This is a genomic window from Streptomyces sp. NBC_00239, assembly GCF_036194065.1.
Taxonomy (GTDB): Bacteria; Actinomycetota; Actinomycetes; order Streptomycetales; family Streptomycetaceae; genus Streptomyces.
This window is the reverse complement of the sequence record NZ_CP108095.1, coordinates 2,251,830-2,273,694: the sequence shown is the minus strand read 5'-3', so window position 1 is coordinate 2,273,694 and position 21,865 is coordinate 2,251,830. Positions and strand designations below refer to the sequence as shown.

Sequence of the window (21,865 nt, the reverse complement as noted above, 5' to 3'; positions counted from 1 at the left end):
CTGCCGGGCCGTCAGCCCGCGGGAGCGCAGCCGCCGCCGCGGTCAGTGCCCGCCGCACCCGCACGCGCGGTGCCGGCCGCCGTGCACCGCCGCGTACGAGGCAGGGCGCGGGCCGGCCGCCGCGCGCGCCAGCCGGGACACGGCCGCCCGGCCGGTGGCCGAGTGCGCGTCGTGCACCGCCTTGCCGCCCACCAGCGTCAGTTCCACCCGCGTGTCGCTGATGTCCTTGACCGGGCAGCGCGTCACGTCGCGGTCCAGCAGCACCAGGTCCGCCGCCTTGCCCCGCTCCACCGTGCCCGTCAGCGCGTCCTGCCGCAGCTGCCAGGCGGTGCCGAGGGTGTGCATCCGCAGGGTCGACGCCCGGCTCAGCCCCTCCAGCTCCCGGTACAGCGGCCCGTCCCCCTCCGCGCCCTTGCGGTCGATCGACGTACGGATCTGGTTCCACACCTGCAGGGCGTCCACCGGCCAGTCGGACCCGCCCGACAGCCGGGCGCCGGCCTTCTCCAGGCTGCGCGCCGGGTACATCCAGCGGTGCCGCTCCGGCCCGATGTACGGCAGCAGCGCGTCCATCGTCCAGGTGTCCCGGGCCGCCCACTGGAGCTGCATGCACGCGGCCACGCCCAGCTGCGCGAACCGCTTCAGGTCCGCCGGGTCCACGATCTGCAGGTGCGCGACGGCGTTGCGCGCGTCCCGCACGCCGGTCACCCGGCGGGCGTACGCGTACCCGTCCAGGGCGGTGCGCACCGCCCGGTCGCCCAGCCCGTGGGCGTGCATCTGCCAGCCCGCCGCGTTGAAGGCCGCGGACAGCCGCCCGTAGTCCCGCCCGGATACGTACAGTTCGCCCCGGTTGTCCGTGGGCTTCCCGTGGCCGTCCAGGTACGGCTCCAGCAGCGCGGCGGTCTGCGCCGGGTGCTCGATGACGCCGTCCAGGAACACCTTGACCATCCCGAACCGCAGCCCGCGCACCCCCTCGAACTCCTTGCGCAGCCCGCGCGCGTACGCCAGCGAGCCGGCCGGGTCCTTGGCCTGCGCCGCGTCCAGTCGCAGCGCCGGGACGATGCGCTGCGGCAGCTTGCCGGCCTTGGACAGGGCCCGGTAGAGCTCCAGTTCGTGGCGGCCCACCAGGGCGTCCATCATCGTGGTGACGCCGGCCGCGGCGGCGTCGCCGAGCGCCCGCGCGCAGGCCGCGACCAGCTGGGCCTTCGTCGGCTCCGGCACGTGCCGGGTCACCAGGCCCTGGGCGTCGTCCTTGAGCACGCCGGTGGGCTTCCCGTCGGCACCCTTGACGATCTTTCCGCCGGCCGGGTCCGGGGTGGCCGCCGTGATGCCCGCGATCTCCAGCGCCCGGCGGTTGGCCCACAGGTTGTGGCCGTCGCCGCCGACCAGCGCCACCGGCCGCCGCGTGGGCAGCGCGTCCAGCATGGCGTGGTGCGGGGCGGTGCCGGCGGGCAGCAGGCCGACCGGGTTCCAGTCCTCCACCACCAGCCAGGAGTCCGGCTCGGCGCCCGCGCCGCCGGTGTCGGCGAGGAACCCCTTCAGGATCTCCTGCAGTTCGGCCACGCTCGTCTCGGCGCTCTGCAGCGAGGGGCGCAGCGAGCGGTCGCCCGCGCCCAGCGGGTGCACGTGGCCGTCGTGGATCCCGCTCATCACGGTGTTGCCGCGGGCGTTGACCACCTCGGTGTCCCGCCCGATCAGCCGCCGCACCGCCGAGCCGGTGCCGGTGGCGAGGATCCGGCCGTCCCGGCCCACCGCCACCGCCTCGACCGGGCGTGCCCCGGGCACGCCCGTGAACACCCGCGCGTTGTGGATGATCAGCGTCGCGGCGGCCGAGGTCCGGGCGCCGGCCGGCGCCGCGGCGGCCGTGCCGGGCACGGCCGCGACGACCGCGCCGCCGGCCGCGACCGCACCCGCGGCGAGCAGCCCCCGGCGCGAGAGGGGGGACAGCGGCAGAGAAGACTGCGACAGCGAAGACGACATGGCCACTCCCAAGCACTTCTGGCGGCAGCCGGCGTCCTCTGACACCGGCTGTGGCCAGGACACTGGGTGATTAACCCGTTAACCAGAACCACCCCGCGGCGACGGATTCCGTACGTCGGCCCGGCGCGCGGCTCCGTACGATGACGCTCGTGCCGCCACCCACCATCGCCGACATCGCGCGGGCCGCAGAGGTGTCCACCGCGACCGTCTCGCACGCCCTCAACGGCACCGGCCGGGTCGGCGAGGGCACCCGGCGCCGGGTCCGCGAGGTCGCCGCCGCCCTCGGGTACGGCGCGCGCCGGGGCCCCCGTACCCGCACCCTCGGCCTCGCCGTCACCACGTACGCCGGCAACGCCTGGGACTTCGCGGGCGTCGCCTACTTCTCCCGGCTCATCACCGCCGCGACCTCCGCCGCCCACGCCCGCGGCTACGCGCTGACCACGCTGCCCGCCGAGCGCGGCGCCGAGGCGCTGTGGCACACCCTCGCCGTGGACGGGATGCTCCTCCTGGACAGTCCGACGGGCGACCCGGTGCTGCGCGCGCTGCGGGCCCGCGGGATGCCGGTCGTCTTCGACGGCCGGCCGGCCGATCCCCGGCCGGGGGACGTCTGGGTGGACAACGACCACGCGGCGACCACCCGCGAGGTGCTCGACCACTTGGCCGCGGCCGGCGCGCGGCGCATAGCCCTGCATTCCGATTACGGACACGACCACTACTCGAACGCCGTCACGGCCGCGTACGAGCAGTGGTGCGAGGAGGGGGAGCGGGAGCCGCTCGTGATTCCCTTCGACCCGCACGACACGCCGGGGCACGCCTTCGACGAGGCGCTCGCCGGGCCCCCGGGCGCGCGGCCGGACGCCGTCCACTGCGTGTTCGACCCGGGCGGCCGCCAGGTGCTGTCCGCCGCCCGGCGGCACGGCCTGCGGGTCCCCGGGGACCTGCTGCTGGTGTGCGCGAGCGAGGACCCGGCGTACGCGGAGGGCGACCCGGCGGCGGGGGCCGTGCCGGTCAGCACGGTCACCCTGCGGCCCGAGGTGATCGGGGAGACGGCGGTGGCCGCGCTGGTCGCCCTGATCGAATCCGGGCAGCCGGAAACGCCCGGCCAGCGCACTGTTCCGGCGGGCCTCGAGGTGCGTGCTTCGTCTCGGCCCCCGGTCATGTACTAGAGTTATCTCGACATCGAGATATCTGCCGAGGGCGCACCGCAGCCGCCTCCGCTGTAAGGGTTACCTAACTTAGCCTTACCTTAGCGGATGGGCCACAGGGCGTGGCGGCAGGATGCGGTAAGAACGCGCGAATTCATGCATGAAGGAGACTGTCGTGTCGGCGAACAGCTTCGACGCCCGCAGCACGCTGCAGGTGGGCGACGAGTCGTACGAGATCTTCAAGCTGGACAAGGTCGAGGGCTCCGCCCGCCTGCCTTACAGCCTGAAGGTCCTGCTGGAGAACCTGCTCCGTACCGAGGACGGCGCGAACATCACCGCCGACCACATCCGGTCGCTCGGCAACTGGGACTCCCAGGCGCAGCCCAGCGAGGAGATCCAGTTCACGCCGGCCCGCGTGATCATGCAGGACTTCACCGGTGTGCCCTGTGTCGTCGACCTCGCCACCATGCGCGAGGCCGTCAAGGAGCTCGGCGGCGACCCGGCGAAGATCAACCCGCTCTCGCCCGCCGAGATGGTCATCGACCACTCGGTCATCGCCGACAAGTTCGGCACGAAGGACGCCTTCGCGCAGAACGTCGAGCTGGAGTACGGCCGCAACAAGGAGCGCTACCAGTTCCTGCGCTGGGGCCAGACCGCCTTCGACGACTTCAAGGTCGTCCCCCCGGGCACCGGCATCGTCCACCAGGTCAACATCGAGCACCTGGCCCGCACGGTCATGGTCCGCAACGGCCAGGCGTACCCCGACACCCTCGTCGGCACCGACTCGCACACCACCATGGTCAACGGCCTGGGCGTGCTGGGCTGGGGCGTCGGCGGCATCGAGGCCGAGGCCGCGATGCTCGGCCAGCCGGTCTCCATGCTGATCCCGCGCGTCGTCGGCTTCAAGCTGACCGGCGAGCTGCCGACCGGCACCACCGCCACCGACCTCGTGCTGACCATCACCGAGATGCTCCGCAAGCACGGCGTCGTCGGCAAGTTCGTCGAGTTCTACGGTGAGGGCGTCGCCGCCACCTCCCTCGCGAACCGCGCCACCATCGGCAACATGTCGCCGGAGTTCGGCTCCACCGCCGCGATCTTCCCGATCGACGACGAGACGCTGAAGTACCTGCGCCTGACCGGCCGCGACGCCCAGCAGGTCGCGCTCGTCGAGGCGTACGCCAAGGAGCAGGGCCTCTGGCTCGACCCGGCCGCCGAGCCCGACTTCTCCGAGAAGCTGGAGCTCGACCTCTCCACGGTCGTCCCCTCCATCGCCGGCCCGAAGCGCCCCCAGGACCGCATCGTCCTCGCGAACGCCTCCCAGCAGTTCGCCCAGGACGTGCGCAACTACGTCGACGAGGAGGACGAGGCGGGCAAGGAGTCCTTCCCGGCCTCCGACGCCCCGGCGAACCACCCGAACGGCGGCCCGTCGAAGCCCACCCCGGTCACCCTGGCCGACGGCACCACCTTCGAGATCGACCACGGCGCCGTCACCGTCGCCGCGATCACCTCGTGCACCAACACCTCGAACCCCTACGTCATGGTCGCCGCGGCGCTCGTGGCCAAGAAGGCGGTCGAGAAGGGCCTGGGCCGCAAGCCCTGGGTCAAGACCACCCTGGCCCCCGGTTCGAAGGTCGTCACCGACTACTTCGACAAGGCCGGCCTGACCCCGTACCTCGACAAGATGGGCTTCAACCTCGTCGGGTACGGCTGCACCACCTGCATCGGCAACTCCGGTCCGCTGGACGAGGAGATCTCGAAGGCGATCAACGAGCACGACCTCGCGGTCACCTCGGTGCTCTCCGGCAACCGCAACTTCGAGGGCCGGATCAACCCCGACGTCAAGATGAACTACCTGGCCTCCCCGCCGCTGGTCGTCGCGTACGCCATCGCGGGCTCCATGAAGGTGGACATCACCAAGGACGCCATCGGCACCGACACCGACGGCAACCCGGTCTTCCTCAAGGACATCTGGCCCTCCGAGGCCGAGGTCAACGACGTCGTGGCGAACGCCATCGGCGAGGACATGTTCAGCAAGTCCTACCAGGACGTCTTCGCGGGCGACGCCCAGTGGCAGGCGCTGTCGATCCCGACCGGCAACACGTTCGAGTGGGACCCGCAGTCCACCTACGTCCGCAAGCCCCCTTACTTCGAGGGCATGACGATGGAGACCACCCCGGTCTCCGACATCACCGGCGCCCGCGTGCTGGCGAAGCTGGGCGACTCGGTCACCACCGACCACATCTCCCCGGCCGGTGCGATCAAGGCCGACACCCCGGCCGGCAAGTACCTCACCGAGCACGGCGTCGAGCGCCGCGACTTCAACTCGTACGGTTCCCGCCGCGGCAACCACGAGGTCATGATCCGCGGTACGTTCGCCAACATCCGCCTGCGCAACCAGATCGCGCCGGGCACCGAGGGCGGCTTCACCCGCGACTTCACCGTCGACGGGGCCCCGGTCTCCTTCATCTACGACGCCTCCCAGAACTACCAGGCCGCCGGCATCCCGCTGGTCATCCTGGCGGGCAAGGAGTACGGCTCGGGCTCGTCCCGCGACTGGGCCGCCAAGGGCACCGCGCTGCTCGGCGTCAAGGCCGTCATCGCCGAGTCCTACGAGCGCATCCACCGCTCGAACCTGATCGGCATGGGCGTCCTGCCGCTGCAGTTCCCCGAGGGTGCCACTGCGGCCTCCCTGGGCCTCACCGGCGAGGAGACCTTCTCCTTCACCGGCGTGACCGAGCTGAACGACGGCACCACCCCGCGCACCGTCAAGGTGACCACCGACACCGGTGTGGAGTTCGACGCGGTCGTCCGCATCGACACCCCCGGCGAGGCGGACTACTACCGCAACGGCGGCATCATGCAGTACGTCCTGCGTAACCTGATCCGTGGCTGAATGCACTGATTAGCCGGACATGTTCGGCACCATAGGGCCGTATCCCCGTTAAGGGGGTACGGCCCTTCCGGTTTTCGGGGAAGGCTCCCCGTGTGACGGACAGGTCTCAACTCGGAAAAACCGGGGGTCATCCTTGTGCACGATCTTGCTCAGGCGAGCGGGAGTGGACTATACCTGTGCCCGTCCGGACGATCGCGGTACGCGCGACCCCCGGACCGGGGGATGGCGGCGACCTGCGGTGATGCCCGCGTGCACGGCAACTGCCCTGATTTCCGGCCCTCCTTCACACTCCTGACGAAGGCGAGGACATGAGCATGGGATCCACCTCCGCCCACGGCGAGCACGGCACCGGTGACGGCGTCGGCCGCCGCGACCTGATCAAGCGCTCCGCGGCACTCGGCATGATCGCGGTGCCGACGATGAGCTTCCTGTCCGCATGCGCCTCCGGCGGCGGCGAGGACCAGCCGAAGGCCACGGCGACCGCCAAGGCGGACAAGAACAACCCCTTCGGCGTGGCCAAGGGCAGCAAGCTCGACGTGGTCGTCTTCAAGGGCGGCTACGGCGACGACTACGCGAAGGCCTGGGAGGCCGCGTTCGACAAGAAGTGGGGCACCACTTCCTCCCACCTCGCCACCCAGGAGATCACCGCCAAGCTCCAGCCGCGCTTCAACGGCGGCAACCCGCCGGACGTCATCGACGACTCGGGCGCCCAGCAGATCAAGCTCGACGTGCTCCTCAAGGGCGGCCAGCTCGCCGACCTGACCCCGGTCCTCGACGCGCCCTCGCTGGACGACCCGACCAAGAAGGTCCGGGACATGCTCATCCCCGGCACCGTCGAGCAGGGCACGCTGGGCGGCAAGTTCGTCGCCGTCCAGTACGTCTACACCGTGTGGGGCCTGTGGTACTCCGGCAAGCTCTTCAAGGAGAAGGGCTGGACCGAGCCGAAGACCTGGGACGACTTCCTGGCGGTCTGCGCCAAGGCCAAGGCGGCCGGCATCGGCGGCCTCGCGCACCAGGGCAAGTACCCGTACTACATCAACGTCGCCATCATGGACCTGATCGCCAAGAAGGGCGGTCTGGAGGCCATGAAGGCGATCGACAACCTGGAGCCGAACGCCTTCGAGGGCAACCCGGTCGCCCTGGAGGCCGTCGAGGCCGTCTACGAGCTGGTCGAGAAGGGTCTGCTCATGCCGGGCACCAACGGCCTGACGCACACCGACTCGCAGACCCGCTGGAACCAGTACAAGGCCGCCTTCATCACCTGTGGCTCCTGGCTGGAGAACGAGCAGCTCAAGCAGACGCCCGCGGACTTCGACATGCGCTTCCTGCCGATGCCCGTGCTGGCCGGCAGCAAGCTCCCGTTCGAGGCCATCCGGGCCGGCGCCGGCGAGCCGTTCATCGTCCCGGAGAAGGCCGCCAACAAGGCCGGCGGCATGGAGTTCGTCCGCTCGATGCTCTCCCGCGAGTGGTCCACCCTCTTCGCCCAGCAGGCCAACTCGCTGACCATCGTCAAGGACGGCGTGGACCCGAACGTGAAGCTGCGGCCCGGCACGAAGTCGGCCGTCGACGCGTTGAAGGCGGCCGGCGACAACACGTTCAACTACCGTTACCCGGACTGGTACAGCCAGATGGACCTGGACATCCAGGACGCCTCCAACGAGCTGATGGCCAAGCGCATCCAGCCCAAGGAGTGGATCAAGCGGGCCCAGGCCGCGGTCAACAAGGCGACCAAGGACCCCAACGCCAAGAACAACCACCGCGACTGACCGCGCAGTCGTCCGACGGGCATCCGGGACACCAGGGACGGACACCATGAGCCACGTAGCCAAGAGCAGGGGACGGGGCGGCTTCATCGCCGGCTTCCTCTTCGTACCCCTCGCGCTGTACCTGACCTTCGTCATCTGGCCGTATGTTCAGACATTCGGCTATTCCTTCACCAACTGGAGCGGCCAGTCGCCGACGTTCGACTTCGTCGGCCTGGAGAACTACCAGGCCCTGATGGAGGACGAGGTATTCCTCAGCGCGATCTGGCACAACCTGCTGCTCCTGGTGTTCGTCCCGGTGATCACCATCCTGCTCGCCCTGTTCTTCGCCTTCATGGTGAACGCGGGCGGGCGGGGCGGCGCCGGCGGTGTCCAGGGCGTCCGCGGCTCGGGGTTCTACAAGATCGTCTACTTCTTCCCGCAGGTGCTGTCCCTCACCATCCTCGCCGTGCTGTTCGGGGCGGTCTACCGCAGCGACGAGGGCGGCCTCCTCAACGGCGTGCTGATCAAGCTCGGCCTGGTCGACCCGCAGAAGCCGATCGAATGGCTCAACGAGCCGAAGTTCGTGCTGTGGTGCCTGCTGCTGGTCGTGGTCTGGCACGGGGTCGGCTTCTACCTCGTGCTCTTCTCCGCCGCCATGCAGTCTGTGCCCAAGGACATCTACGAGGCGGCGCTGCTCGACGGCGCCGGCCGCGGCCAGACCTTCTTCAAGGTCACCCTGCCGCTGCTGTGGGACTCGGTGCAGACCTCCGCGGTCTACCTCGGCATCGTCGCGATGGACATGTTCGTCCTCGTGTCGACGATGACCTCGGGCCAGTTCGGCGGCGGCCCCGACCACCACAGCGAGGTCATGGCCACGGTCCTGATGCGCAACTTCCTCTACCTGGGCCAGAGCGGCTACGCCTGCGCCATGGGCGTGGTCATGCTCGTCCTCACCATGATCCTCTCCATCATCACGCTGCGTGCCACCCGCCGCGATCGCATCGAGTACTGAGCGGGAGAACACCATGACCACCGAGTCCACTGTGATCAAGGCGCCGGGCGAGGCGGCCGCCGAGCGGAGCGGCGACTCCGGGCGCACCGACGAGCGCGACAAGCGCCGCTCCGAGGGCATGGCCCTGAACGTCTTCTCCCACGGCTTCCTCGCCGTCTGGGCGATACTGATCGTCCTGCCGCTGATCTGGCTCGCGCTCGGCGCCTTCAAGACCGACGCGCAGATCGGCGGATCGGCCCTCAGCTGGCCCTCCAACTGGCATTTCGACGCCTTCGGGCGGGCCTGGAGCAAGGGCATCGGCGACTACTTCGCCAACACCCTGATCGTGATGGTGTTCTCGGTCCCGCTGACCATGCTGTTCGGCTCGATGGCCGCGTACGTGCTGGCCCGGTACCCCTTCACCGGGAACCGGATCATCTACTACTTCTTCGTCAGCGGGGCCATGTTCCCCGTCTTCCTGGCGCTCGTCCCGCTGTTCTTCATGGTCAAACGGCTGGACATGCTGAACAGCTACCAGGGCCTGATCCTGGTGTACGTCGCCTACTCGATGCCGTTCACGGTGTTCTTCATGCACTCGTTCTTCCGCACCCTGCCCACGGCGGTGCACGAGGCGGCGGTCATCGACGGGGCCTCGCACACGCGCATCTTCTTCCAGGTGATGCTGCCGATGGCCAAGCCCGGCCTGATCAGCGTCGGGATCTTCAACGTGCTGGGCCAGTGGAACCAGTACATCCTGCCGGCCGTGCTGATGCAGCCCCAGAGCAGCAGCGACCCCGAGCGCTACATGCTCACCCAGGGCCTCGTGCAGCTCCAGTACCAGATGGGCTACGAGACGGACCTGCCCGTGCTGTTCGCGGGCGTCACCATCGCGATGATCCCCATGCTGGTGGTCTACCTGTCCTTCCAGCGCCAGATCCAGGCCGGCCTCACCTCGGCCACCCTGAAGTAGCCCCCGCGACCCGTACGGGGCTCCGCCGGCCCGCGGCGGAGCCCCGTACGGGTCGTGGCTCACAGCCAGGTGCCGAACCTGCGGACGTACGCCGTCTTCACCAGCTGCGTCAGCGTGCAGTAGGCGAGGAGCACGGCGACCAGCCACGGGAAGTAGCCGGCGGGCAGGGGTACGAAGCCCAGCGACGCGGCCAGCGGCGAGAACGGCAGCCACAGTCCGGCCAGCACCGCGAGCACGGTCGTCACCATGACCGGCCACGAGGCCCGGGACTGCACGAACGGGATCTTGCGGGTGCGGATCATGTGGACGATCAGGGTCTGGGAGAGCAGGCCCTCGACGAACCAGCCGGACTGGAACAGCGCCTGGTTCGCCTCGGTGTTCGCGCCGAACACGTTCCACATGATCACGAACATCGCGATGTCGAAGATCGAGCTGATCGGTCCGATGGTCACCATGAACCGGCCGATGCCCTTGGCGTCCCAGTTCCGCGGCTCGCGCAGGTACTCCTCGTCCATCCGGTCCCACGGCGTCGCCAGCTGGGCGATGTCGTAGACCAGGTTCTGCACCAGCAGCATGACCGCCAGCATCGGCTGGAAGGGGATGAACGCCGAGGCGACCAGCACCGAGAAGACGTTGCCGAAGTTCGACGACGCGGTCATCTTGACGTACTTGATGGTGTTGCCGAAGGTGGTCCGGCCCTGGACGACGCCGTGCTCCAGGACGGTCAGGTCCTTCTCCAGCAGGATGATGTCCGCCGACTCCTTGGCGATGTCGACGGCGGTGTCCACCGAGATGCCGACGTCCGCGTCCCGCAGCGCCGCGGCGTCGTTGATGCCGTCGCCGAGGAAGCCGACCGTGTGCCCGCCGGCCTGGAGGGCGCGCACGATGCGGGCCTTCTGGACCGGGTTGACCTTGGCGAACACCGTGGTACGGGCGGCCAGTCGGCGGAGCCGGACGTCGTCGAGCGCTTCCGTGGCGGCACCCGTGACGACCTCGCCCACGTCGAGGCCCACGTCCGCGCACACCCGGGCGGCGACCAGCTCGTTGTCGCCGGTGACGACCTTGACCGCGATCCCCTTGTCCGCCAGGCCCTGAAGGGCGGCGGCCGCGCTGGCCTTCGGCGGGTCGAGGAAGGCGAGGAAGCCGACCAGGGTCAGGCCGTCCTCGTCGGCCACCGTGTAGGTGTCCCGCGGGACGTCCACGGTCCGGGTGGCGACCGCCAGCACCCGCAGGCCCCGCCGGTTGTCGTCCTCGGCGATCCGCGTGGCCTCCCGGCGCAATTCCGCGGTCAGCTCGATCGTCTCGCCGTGGTGCGTCAGGTGGCTGCACCGGTCGAGGACCTCCTCGACCGCGCCCTTGGTGATCAGGACGTGCTCGGGGCGGCCGGCGGCCCCCAGGAGGCCGTTGCGCGCCAGGACCACCGACATGCGGCGTCGGGCGAAGTCGAAGGGGATCTCGTCGACCATCGAGAACCGTGCGTCGACGACAACCTCCTCGGCCTCGCTGACGCGGTCGATGACCGCCTGGTCCATCAGGTTGCGCAGGCCCGTCTGGAAGTGCGCGTTGAGGTAGCCGTACTCGAGGACCTCGTCGTCCTCGTTGCCGTGCACGTCCAGATAGCGGTCCAGGACGATCCGGTCCTCGGTGAGGGTGCCGGTCTTGTCCGTGCACAGCACGTCCATGGCGCCCAGGTTCTGGATCGCGTTCAGCCGCTTGACGACGACCTTGTGCTTCGACATCGCGACCGCGCCGCGGGCCAGGTTGGCGGAGACCACCATCGGCAGCATCTCGGGGGTCAGGCCCACCGCGACGGCCACGGCGAAGAGGAACGCCTCGTCCCAGTCGCCCTTGGTGAGGCCGTTGATCGCGAACACCACCGGGACCATCACCAGCATGAAGCGGATCAGCAGGTAGCTGACCTTGCGCACGCCGGTGTCGAAGTTGGTCTGGGGGCGCTCGCCGGCCAGCGAGCCGGCCATCGAGCCGAAGTAGCTGTCGGAGCCGGTGGCGACGACCACGCCGGTGGCCGTTCCGGAGGTCACCGAGGTACCCATCAGGCACAGGTTGCCCGCCTCGACCGGGTCGCCGGTCTCCTGCTGTCCGAGGTCCCCCGCCGCGGGGGATCCACCGGCGGAGCGCGGGGGAGTGTCTGACTTGGCCACCGGCAGCGACTCGCCGGACAGCGCGGCCTGGCTGACCATCAGGTCCTTGGAGGTGAGCAGCCGCAGGTCGGCCGGGACGAGGTCGCCGGCGGCGAGCCGGACCAGGTCGCCGGGGACCACCTGGCTCATCGGCAGTTCGACGGTGGTGGGGACGGACCCGCTGCCGGCCCGGCGCTGGACCGCGCAGGTGGTGGTGACGAGCTTCTTCAGCGCGTCGGCCGCCCGGCCCGAGCGGTACTCCTGCCAGAAGCGCAGCAGGCCGCTGATCCCCACCATCGCGGAGAGGATGACCACGCCCGGGTCCGCGGGGTCCTGCCAGTACATGACCGCGGCCAGGAAGACCAGGACGGCGATGAACGGGTTGGCGTACGCCCTCGCCAGCTGGACGAACCAGCGCGGGGCGCGCTCCTGGGCGACGGTGTTCGGGCCGTGGCGCTCCAGGCGGCGGACGGCCTCGGCCTGGGTGAGGCCGCTGCGGCAGGTGTCCATGTCCTGAAGGACCGTGACGGCGGGGGCGGCGCTGAGGCCGGCGAGGCGCTCGCCGGCCTCACGGGTGCGGGCGGCCAGTTCGGCGGCCTTGCGCTCGCGGCGGCCGGGGCCCGGCGGAGCGAGCTTCTTCGGGGTCAGAGGGGTGAGCATGGTCATGATGAGCCTCCCTCCGGGCGGGGCGGGACAGCGCGGAGCCGTCCGGTCACCCGGAGTGGTCATGGACCGGCGGACGGCGCCCCGAGGCGGCCGGGACCCGCAGGTCGGCATGGGTGTGTCGCATCCCTTGGGGCGCCGCTACGGGCGCGTCAGGGCATGCGGAAGGAAGAATCGGGGAACGGAAGCACGCGCAAGGGCGCGGAAAACCGTGGGGAAACGCGAGGGCCCGGGAGGGCGGGCTCGCGGGAACAGGCCGCTGAGCGGGTCAGACGGCGAGCGCGCGGCAGGAACTTCGATCGGGACTCATCCCGAACACCTCCTTGCGTCGCGCGGTCGAAGAGGCGCCGGGTCCGGCCGGAAAAGCCGCAGAGGATCGGCGCCTCAGCGACCGTAACACGAACTCCTGGGCCGGATCTCTCATACTTATGACTGGTACTGGCTGATTCGTGCTGTGTCAGCCTCTTGACGTCTGAAGGGCCAAAGGCTCGACTTAGGGTTCACAAGTTGGAGAGACGCCGGGGTCTCGCCCGCCAGCGACACAGGGCGTGCGGTCCCGGCCGGGGGGCGACGGCCGGCCGTCGCTACAGGGCAGGAGTGGATGAGGCGTGGAGACTCCGGGTTCGCAGTCGTCGCTGCACCGGGCGAATCTCGAAAGGGTCGTGCGTGCCGTGCGGCTCGCGGGTTCGCTGACCCAGGCGGAGATCGCCCGTACCACCGGTCTGTCGGCGGCGACGGTGTCCAACATCGTCCGGGAGCTGAAGGAGGGCGGCACCGTCGAGGTCACGGACACCTCGGCCGGCGGCCGCCGCGCGCGCAGCGTCTCGCTCAGCGGTGACGCGGGCATCGTGATCGGCGTCGACTTCGGGCACGAGCACCTGCGCGTGGCCGTCGGCAACCTGGCCCACCAGGTGCTGGCCGAGGAGGCCGAGCCGCTGGACGTGGACGCCTCCTGGGCGGACGGCTTCGACCGGGCGGAAGCGCTGGTCGGACAGCTGATCACGACCGTCGGAGTGGGCCGGGACAAGGTCATCGGGGTGGGCCTGGGCGTCCCCGGCCCGATCGACGTGGAGTCCGGCACCCTGGGCTCCACCGCCATCCTTCCGGGCTGGGCGGGCATCAATCCGCGCCAGGAACTGTCGCAGCGCCTGGGCGTGCCCGTGTACGTCGACAACGACGCCAATCTCGGCGCGCTGGGCGAGCTGGTGTGGGGCAGCGGGCGCGGCGTGAAGGACCTCGCGTACATCAAGGTGGCCAGCGGCGTCGGCGCCGGCCTCGTCATAAACGGGCAGATCTACCGCGGTCCGGGGGGCACCGCGGGGGAGATCGGGCACATCACCCTCGACGAGTCGGGCCCGGTGTGCCGGTGCGGCAACCGCGGCTGCCTGGAGACCTTCGCCGCCGCCCGGTACGTGCTGCCGCTGCTCCAGGGCAGCCACGGGCCCGAGTTGACGATGGAGGGCGTGGTCAAGCTCGCCCGGGACGGCGACCCCGGCTGCCGCCGGGTGATCGCGGACGTGGGCCGGCACATCGGCAGCGGTGTCGCCAACCTCTGCAACCTCCTCAACCCCAGCCGGGTGGTGCTCGGCGGCAGCCTCGCGGAGGCCGGGGAGCTGGTCCTCGCGCCCATCCGCGACTCCGTGTCGCGGTACGCGATCCCCAGCGCCGCACGGCAGTTGTCGGTGGCGACGGGCGCGCTGGGCAGCCGGGCCGAGGTGCTCGGGGCGCTCGCGCTCGTACTGAGCGAGATGGGTGATTCGACACTTCTGCCGGGGTGACCTCCCCGCTCGTGTCCGCAGCATCGTCCAAGGTGGCCGCAGTCCTCTCAGCGGCCACCTTCGTGCGTTCAGTTAGATAACGAATGGCACCGTTGTCATCTCGTTAAGTCTTCACTCCTTGACGACAAGGTTGTGGCCGAGTTGACTCACGTCCACCTCGGCCGCAAGGACGCGGCCTCGTCAGGGAGGTTCACAAGATGAACACGCGTATGCGTCGTGCCGCTGTCGCCGTCGCGGCCACCGCGATGGCCGTCTCTCTCGCCGCCTGCGGCTCCGCCAAGGAGTCCGGCGAGAAGGCCAATGGCTCGGGCACCCCGGCCGCGGGTGATGCCATCAAGATCGGCCTGCTCCTTCCGGAGAACCAGACCGCGCGGTACGAGAAGTTCGACAAGCCGCTCATCGAGAAGAAGATCGCCGAGCTCACCGGCGGCAAGGCCGAGGTCATCTACGCCAACGCCAAGCAGGACGCGACCACGCAGAACGCCCAGGTCGACACGATGATCACCAACAAGGTGAACGCGCTGATCATCGACGCCGTGGACGCCAAGGCCATCGCCGGCTCGGTGAAGAAGGCCAAGGAGGCCGGCATCCCGGTCGTCGCGTACGACCGCCTGGCCGAGGGCCCGATCGACGCCTACACCTCCTTCGACAACGAAGAGGTCGGCCGCGTCCAGGGCAAGGCGCTGCTGGAGGCCCTGGGCGACAAGGCCAAGGCCGGCCAGGTCGTGATGATGAACGGCTCGGTCACCGACCCGAACGCCGCCCTGTTCAAGAAGGGCGCACACTCCGTCCTCGACGGCAAGGTGACCATCGGCAAGGAGTACGACACCAAGGAGTGGAAGCCGGAGAACGCCAACACCAACATGGCGGCCGCGATCTCCGCGCTCGGCAAGGACAAGATCGTCGGCGTCTACTCGGCGAACGACGGCATGGCCGGCGGCATCATCACGGCCCTCAAGGCCGGCGGCGTCACCCCGCTGCCGCCCGTGACCGGCCAGGACGCCGAACTCGCCGGTGTGCAGCGGATCGTGGCGGGCGAGCAGTTCATGAGCGTCTACAAGCCGTACGCCCCCGAGGCCGCGGCCGCCGCCGAGATGGCCGTCGCGCTGGCCAAGGGCGAGAAGCTCGACGGCGTCGCGAAGTCCACGGTCGACAGCCCCACCACCAAGGCCGTCCCGTCGGTGCTGGTCCCGGTCGTCTCGCTGACCAAGGACAACATCAAGGACACTGTGGTCAAGGACGGCGTGTACTCGGTCGACGAGATCTGCACCGCCAAGTACGCGGCCGCCTGCGCGACCGTCGGCCTGAAGTAGGCCCCCCGGCCCCCTGTGGGGCCCCCGGCCTCACCCGTGAGGCCTCCCCGGTCCGGCCCCTCACGAGGCCCGGCCCGGCGGACATCCCCGAGCCTGTCCGGCGCCCCGCCCCATACCCCGCCACCCGCGGGGCGCCGGCCAGAAAAAGGAAACGTTTCCCCAGGTGGTGGAGACCGGGAGGTCCCGAGAGGGCCCGAAAGGCCCGTGAAGGCCGCGAGCGAGCGTGAGGAAACGTTTCGCCCGCCCCCGCCCCACCCCTGCTGTTCTGTACGACATCCCCGCCGGTCAGGCGGCGAAGGAGATGGTTCATGTGACCGCTGCGCCCGTGCTGGCGTTGCGAGGGGTCTCGAAGCGGTTCGGCGCCGTCCAGGCACTCACCGACGTAGAGCTCGAGATCCACGCCGGCGAGGTCGTCGCCCTCGTCGGCGACAACGGCGCCGGAAAGTCCACGCTCGTCAAGACGATCGCCGGCGTGCACCCCATCGATGAGGGAGTCATCGAATGGGAAGGCAAGGCCGTGTCGATCAACAAGCCCCAGGACGCCCAGCACCTGGGCATCGCGACCGTCTACCAGGACCTCGCGCTGTGCGACAACATCGACGTCGTCGGCAACCTCTTCCTGGGCCGTGAGCTCAAGCGCCGCGGCGTCCTCGACGAGGTGGAGATGGAGCGCCGCGCCCGCGAGCTGCTCACCACCCTGTCGATCCGGATCCCCAGCGTCCGCATCCCGATCGCCTCGCTCTCCGGCGGTCAGCGCCAGACCGTGGCGATCGCCCGCTCGATGCTCGGCGAGCCCCAGCTCGTCATCCTCGACGAGCCCACCGCCGCCCTCGGCGTCGAGCAGACCGCCCAGGTCCTCGACCTGGTCGAGCGGCTGCGCGAGCGCGGCCACGCCGTCATCCTCATCAGCCACAACATGGCCGACGTGAAGGCCGTGGCCGACAAGGTGGCGGTCCTCCGGCTGGGCCGGAACAACGGCGTCTTCCGCGTCGCCGACACCTCGCAGGAAGAGATCATCTCCGCCATCACGGGCGCCACGGACAATGCCGTGACCCGCCGTGCGGCGCGTACCGGGGAGGCTCGCAAGTGAGCACCGAACACCACGCCCCAGAGCACCACGGCACCGACGCCGTGGCCGACCTGGCCAACCCCGCCGCCCCGGCGGACGCCATCCCGGTCGTCGACCCGCGGCTGCTCGTGCGCGAGCAGGGCCTGGCCGGCTACGTGAACGAGTTCAAGCGCAAGATGCGCGCCGGCGACCTGGGATCGCTCCCGGTCGTCGTCGGCCTCGTGATCATCTGCGCCATCTTCCAGAGCCTGAACTCGAACTTCCTCTCCGCCGGCAACCTCAGCAACATCGGCGTGACGATGGTCGCCACCGGCATGATGGCCGTCGGCATCATCTTCGTCCTGCTGCTCGGCGAGATCGACCTCTCGGTCGGCTCGGTCAGCGGCGTCTCCGGCGCCATCGTCGCGGTCCTCGCCGTCACCCACGGCGTCAACGAATGGCTGGCCATCCTGGTCGCCATCGCGGGCGGCGCGGCCATCGGCGCGATCCACGGCTTCTTCTTCGCCAAGGTCGGGGCCCCCGCCTTCGCGGTGACCCTGTCCGGCCTGCTGTTCTGGTCCGGCTTCATGCTCCAGATCCTGGGCAGCAACGGCACGATCAACCTGGACTCCGACGGCGTCGTCGGCAAGCTCACCACGTACTACTTCACCGACGTGGCGGCCGCCTACGGCCTGGCCTTCGTCGCGGTGGCCGGCTACTTCGCCGCCGCCTTCTTCGACAACCGGCGCCGCCAGGCGGCGGGCGTGCCGTCCCGGCCGCTCGGCGAGATCCTGCTGCGCACGGCCCTGCTCGCCGTGGTCGCCTTCGGCGCCGCCGCGGTCTTCAACCAGTACAAGGGCCTGCCGCTGGCCGTCCTGCTCTTCCTGGTGGTCCTGGTCGGCACGGACTTCCTGCTGCGCCGCACCACCTTCGGCCGCAAGGTCTTCGCGCTCGGCGGCAGCGTCGAGGCCTCCCGGCGCGCCGGCATCAACGTGGCCGCGATCCGCATCGCCGTCTTCTCCATCGCCGGCACGTTCGCGGCCGTCGGCGGCCTGTTCTGGGCGTCCAAGATCGCCGCGGCCAACCAGAGCGCCGGCTCCGGCGACCTGCTGATGAACGTCATCGCGGCGGCCGTCATCGGCGGCACCAGCCTCTTCGGCGGCCGCGGCCGGACCTGGAACGCCCTGCTCGGTGTCATGGTCATCACGTCCATCCAGTACGGTCTCGCGCTGGAGGGCATCGCCACCCCGATCCAGTACATGATCACCGGTGCCGTGCTGCTGGCCACCGTGGTGATCGACTCGATCACCCGCAAGACCCAGAAGACCGCAGGTCGCGCCTAGTAGGGCACGCCCGGCTGTCCGTACGGCCCGGTGCCCGATGCCACCTCGTGTGGCATCGGGCACCTGTGCGTGCGTCCACCCGTCCGTGGGGTGTGACATCGCGGTGTTGTGTACAGGTATGACAATGGTGTGACCCTGCTGGGACCGCCCGATGACCACCGCCGCGGGCGGAACATTAGACTCGGCGGACCAGCAAGCAACTGCAAGGAGGCACGGGTGCTGCTGACCCGCATCAAGGGACCGCGCGATCTGGACCGGCTCGGCCCGGAGCAGCTGAACCAGCTGGCCGCAGAGATCAGGTCCTTCCTCGTCGACGCGGTCTCCAAGACCGGCGGGCACCTGGGCCCCAACCTCGGCGTCGTCGAACTGACGATCGCCCTGCACCGGGTCTTCGACTCGCCCAAGGACAAGGTCCTCTTCGACACCGGGCACCAGGCCTACGTCCACAAGCTGCTCACCGGCCGCCAGGACTTCTCGAAGCTGCGCACCAAGGGCGGCCTCTCCGGCTACCCCTCCCGCGCCGAGTCCGAGCACGACGTGATCGAGAACTCGCACGCCTCCACCGTGCTGGGCTGGGCCGACGGACTGGCCAAGGCGAACCAGGTGCTCGGCAAGAGCGACCACCACGTCGCCGCGGTCATCGGCGACGGCGCGCTCACCGGCGGCATGGCCTGGGAGGCGCTGAACAACATCGCCGCCGCCAAGGACCGCCCGCTCGTCATCGTCGTCAACGACAACGAGCGCTCGTACGGCCCCACCATCGGCGGCCTCGCCGACCACCTGGCCACCCTGCGCACCACGGACGGCTACGAGCGCTTCCTGGCCCGCGGCAAGGACATCCTGGAGCGCACCCCGGTCGTCGGGAAGCCGCTCTACGAGACCCTGCACGGCGCCAAGAAGGGCCTCAAGGACTTCATCGCCCCGCAGGGCATGTTCGAGGACCTGGGCCTGAAGTACATCGGCCCGATCGACGGCCACGACGTCGAGGCCCTGGAGTCCGCCCTGACCCGCGCCAAGCGGTTCAGCGGCCCGGTCATCGTGCACTGCCTCACCCAGAAGGGCCGCGGCTACGAGCCGGCCGTCCAGGACGAGGCGGACCGCTTCCACGCGGTCGGCGTCATCCACCCGGACACCGGCCTGCCCGTGAAGGCCGCCGCCGCCAGCTGGACCTCCGTCTTCGCCGACGAGATGGTCAAGCTCGGCACCGAGCGCGAGGACATCGTCGCCATCACCGCGGCCATGCTCCACCCGGTCGGCCTCAAGAAGTTCGCGGACGCCTTCCCGGACCGGATCTACGACGTCGGCATCGCCGAACAGCACGCCGCGACCTCGGCCGCGGGCCTGGCCACCGGCGGCGTCCACCCGGTCTTCGCGGTGTACGCGACCTTCCTCAACCGCGCCTTCGACCAGGTCCTGATGGACGTGGCCCTGCACAAGTGCGGGGTCACCTTCGTGCTCGACCGGGCCGGCGTCACCGGCGACGACGGCGCCTCGCACAACGGCATGTGGGACATGTCCATCCTCCAGGTCGTCCCCGGCCTGCGGCTGGCCGCCCCGCGCGACGCCGAGCAGCTGCGCGCCCAGCTGCGCGAGGCCGTCGAGGTCAAGGACGCGCCGACCGTGCTGCGCTACTCCAAGGGCGTCGTCGGCCCGGCCGTCCCGGCCGTCGGCCGGATCGGCGGCATGGACGTGCTGCGCGCCCCGGCGCCCGAAGTCACCCGACCGGACGTACTGCTCGTCTCGGTCGGCGCGCTCGCCCCGATGTGCCTGGAAATCGCCGACCTGCTCGACAGGCAGGGCATCTCCACCACCGTGGTCGACCCGCGCTGGGTCAAGCCCGTCGACGAGGCCCTCGCCCCGCTGGCAGACCGCCACCGGGTCGTCGTCACCGTCGAGGACAACGGCCGCACCGGCGGTGTCGGAGCCGCGGTCTCGCAGGCCCTGCGGGACGCCGGCGTCGACGTGCCGCTGCGCGATTTCGGCATTCCGCAGCGCTTCCTCGACCACGCGCCGCGCAAGGAGATCCTCGCCGAGATCGGCCTGACCGCGCCGGACATCGCCCGCCAGGTGACCGGGCTGGTCGCCAAGCTGGACGGGCGTTTCGACCGCGAGCCGGCCGCCGAGGTCGCCCGCGACTGACGCCGTCGGCGGTGGGGGACCACTGGCCGATTGTGATCGCTCGCGTTGCACGTGACGGGCCGGGAGGGTCACCCTTGAAGGGTGGTCCGACCGGCCCATTCGCGTGACAGCGTGGAGGTATTCCGGTGAGCACATCGCAGGACGCGGGGCCGGGGCGCCCCGGCAAGGTCTCGGGACCGTTCCGTACCAAGACGGTCGAGCAGTCGATCCGTGACACCGAAGAGCCCGAGCACGCCCTCCGCAAGTCGCTCTCGGCCTGGGACCTGACGGTCTTCGGCGTCGGCGTCATCATCGGTACCGGCATCTTCGTCCTCACGGGCAAGGTCGCCAAGGAGACGGCGGGACCCGCCACGGCACTGGCCTTCGTGGCCGCCGGCGTGGTGTGCGCCCTGGCCGCCCTCTGCTACGCCGAATTCGCCTCCACCGTCCCGGTGGCCGGCTCGGCGTACACGTTCTCGTACGCCTCGATCGGTGAGCTGCCCGCCTGGATCATCGGCTGGGACCTGGTGCTGGAGTTCGCGCTCGGCACCGCGGTCGTCGCGGTCGGCTGGTCCGGGTACGTCCGCTCGCTCATGGACAACGCGGACATCCACCTGCCGGTGGCGCTCCAGGGGCCCGACGTGCCGGGCGGCAGTTTCGACCTGCTGGCGTTCCTGCTGGTACTGGTCCTGACCGTGGTGCTCGTGGTGGGCGTCAAGCTCTCCGCGCGGATCACCGCGATCGTCGTCGCCATCAAGGTGACGGTGGTCCTCATCGTCATCATCGCCGGACTGTTCTTCATCACCGGCAGCAACTACTCGCCCTTCATCCCCAAGGCGCAGCCACAAGAAGGCGGCTCGGGCCTCGACGCGCCCCTGGTGCAGCTGATCTTCGGCTACGAGCCCACCAACTTCGGGATCATGGGCATCTTCACGGCCGCCTCCGTCGTTTTCTTCGCCTTCATCGGCTTCGACGTGGTGGCCACCGCCGCCGAGGAGACCAAGCATCCGCAGAAGGACATGCCGCGCGGCATCCTCGGCTCGCTGATCATCTGCACGGTGCTCTACGTCGCGGTCTCGCTCGTGGTCACCGGCATGCAGCACTACTCGCAGCTGTCGACGAGCGCGCCGCTCGCGGACGCGTTCAAGTCGGCCGGGCACCCGGTGTACGGCGGCATCATCAGCTTCGGCGCGGCGGTCGGTCTGACCACGGTCTGCATGATCCTGCTGCTCGGGCAGACCCGGGTGTTCTTCGCGATGAGCCGGGACGGCCTGCTGCCGCGGTTCTTCTCGGTGACCCACCCGAAGTTCCGCACGCCGTACCGCCCGACCATCCTGCTCGGCGTCATCATCGCCGTGGTCGCGGGCTTCACCAGCATCAACGAACTCGCGACGCTGGTGAACATCGGCACGCTGTTCGCCTTCGTGGTCGTGGCCCTCGGCGTGATCATCCTGCGCCGCACCCGGCCCGACCTGCACCGCTCGTTCCGCACCCCGCTGGTCCCGCTGGTCCCGATCCTGTCGATCGCGGCCTCGGTCTGGCTGATGCTGAACCTGCCGGCCGAGACCTGGGTGCGCTTCGGCATCTGGATGGTGATCGGCATCGCCGTGTACTACCTGTACGGACGCTCGCACAGCCGGCTCGGCCTGGGCCAGGGGCGCGCGGCGGCCCCCGGGGCGCCGGAGGAGCCCACCGAGCCGCCCATGGCCCGCTGACCGTTCCCGGGTTCCCACAGCGAAC

General features: G+C 70.0%; 13 protein-coding genes. 11 read left to right on the top strand and 2 right to left on the bottom strand.

Annotated elements, in window-relative coordinates; all coding sequences use genetic code 11:
* Positions 1-42 precede the first annotated feature (42 nt).
* Positions 43-1,977, bottom strand: a complete 1,935-nt coding sequence (locus OG764_RS10005; protein ID WP_328968065.1) for an amidohydrolase — start codon at positions 1,975-1,977, stop codon at positions 43-45.
* 140 nt (positions 1,978-2,117) lie between these two features.
* Here OG764_RS10005 and OG764_RS10000 point away from each other — a divergent pair, with 140 nt between their 5' ends.
* The 5 genes from OG764_RS10000 (at position 2,118) to OG764_RS09980 (ending at position 9,721) form a co-directional block, all read left to right on the top strand.
* A complete protein-coding gene (locus tag OG764_RS10000; RefSeq protein ID WP_328968064.1) occupies positions 2,118-3,143 on the top strand; it encodes a LacI family DNA-binding transcriptional regulator in 1,026 nt (341 codons plus the stop codon).
* A 154-nt stretch (positions 3,144-3,297) separates the two neighbouring features.
* A complete protein-coding gene (gene acnA / locus OG764_RS09995) occupies positions 3,298-6,015 on the top strand; it encodes an aconitate hydratase AcnA (RefSeq protein ID WP_328968063.1) in 2,718 nt (905 codons plus the stop codon).
* A 314-nt stretch (positions 6,016-6,329) separates the two neighbouring features.
* Positions 6,330-7,781: an N-acetylglucosamine/diacetylchitobiose ABC transporter substrate-binding protein gene (gene ngcE / locus OG764_RS09990; protein ID WP_328972930.1), complete on the top strand. Its 1,452-nt coding sequence runs from the start codon at positions 6,330-6,332 to the stop codon at positions 7,779-7,781.
* Positions 7,782-7,827: 46 nt separating this feature from the next.
* Positions 7,828-8,772 carry a carbohydrate ABC transporter permease gene (locus OG764_RS09985; protein ID WP_328968062.1) on the top strand — a complete coding sequence of 315 codons (945 nt, stop codon included), beginning with the start codon at positions 7,828-7,830 and terminating at the stop codon, positions 8,770-8,772.
* A gap of 13 nt (positions 8,773-8,785) precedes the next feature.
* A complete protein-coding gene (locus tag OG764_RS09980) occupies positions 8,786-9,721 on the top strand; it encodes a carbohydrate ABC transporter permease (RefSeq protein WP_328968061.1) in 936 nt (311 codons plus the stop codon).
* A 59-nt stretch (positions 9,722-9,780) separates the two neighbouring features.
* Here OG764_RS09980 and mgtA read toward each other — a convergent pair whose 3' ends face one another.
* Positions 9,781-12,528 carry a magnesium-translocating P-type ATPase gene (gene mgtA, locus OG764_RS09975; protein WP_328968060.1) on the bottom strand — a complete coding sequence of 916 codons (2,748 nt, stop codon included), beginning with the start codon at positions 12,526-12,528 and terminating at the stop codon, positions 9,781-9,783.
* Between the two features lie 605 nt (positions 12,529-13,133).
* On the opposite strand from mgtA, the gene OG764_RS09970 reads away from it, so the two are divergent.
* The 6 genes from OG764_RS09970 (at position 13,134) to OG764_RS09945 (ending at position 21,840) form a co-directional block, all read left to right on the top strand.
* On the top strand, positions 13,134-14,303 hold the full coding sequence (locus OG764_RS09970) for an ROK family transcriptional regulator (protein ID WP_328968059.1): 1,170 nt from the start codon (positions 13,134-13,136) through the stop codon (positions 14,301-14,303).
* Between the two features lie 197 nt (positions 14,304-14,500).
* Positions 14,501-15,616, top strand: coding sequence for a substrate-binding domain-containing protein (locus OG764_RS09965; RefSeq protein WP_328968058.1), 1,116 nt, complete (start codon positions 14,501-14,503; stop codon positions 15,614-15,616).
* A gap of 301 nt (positions 15,617-15,917) precedes the next feature.
* Positions 15,918-16,706 carry an ATP-binding cassette domain-containing protein gene (locus OG764_RS09960; RefSeq protein ID WP_328968057.1) on the top strand — a complete coding sequence of 263 codons (789 nt, stop codon included), beginning with the start codon at positions 15,918-15,920 and terminating at the stop codon, positions 16,704-16,706.
* Positions 16,703-18,007 carry a sugar ABC transporter permease gene (locus OG764_RS09955; RefSeq protein WP_443055880.1) on the top strand — a complete coding sequence of 435 codons (1,305 nt, stop codon included), beginning with the start codon at positions 16,703-16,705 and terminating at the stop codon, positions 18,005-18,007. Before OG764_RS09960 ends, OG764_RS09955 begins: the two co-directional genes overlap by 4 nt.
* A gap of 216 nt (positions 18,008-18,223) precedes the next feature.
* Entirely contained in the window at positions 18,224-20,146 is a 1,923-nt protein-coding gene (gene dxs / locus OG764_RS09950; protein ID WP_328968056.1) for a 1-deoxy-D-xylulose-5-phosphate synthase, read from the top strand.
* A 125-nt stretch (positions 20,147-20,271) separates the two neighbouring features.
* Entirely contained in the window at positions 20,272-21,840 is a 1,569-nt protein-coding gene (locus OG764_RS09945; protein ID WP_328968055.1) for an amino acid permease, read from the top strand.
* The last annotated feature ends 25 nt before the right edge of the window (positions 21,841-21,865 follow it).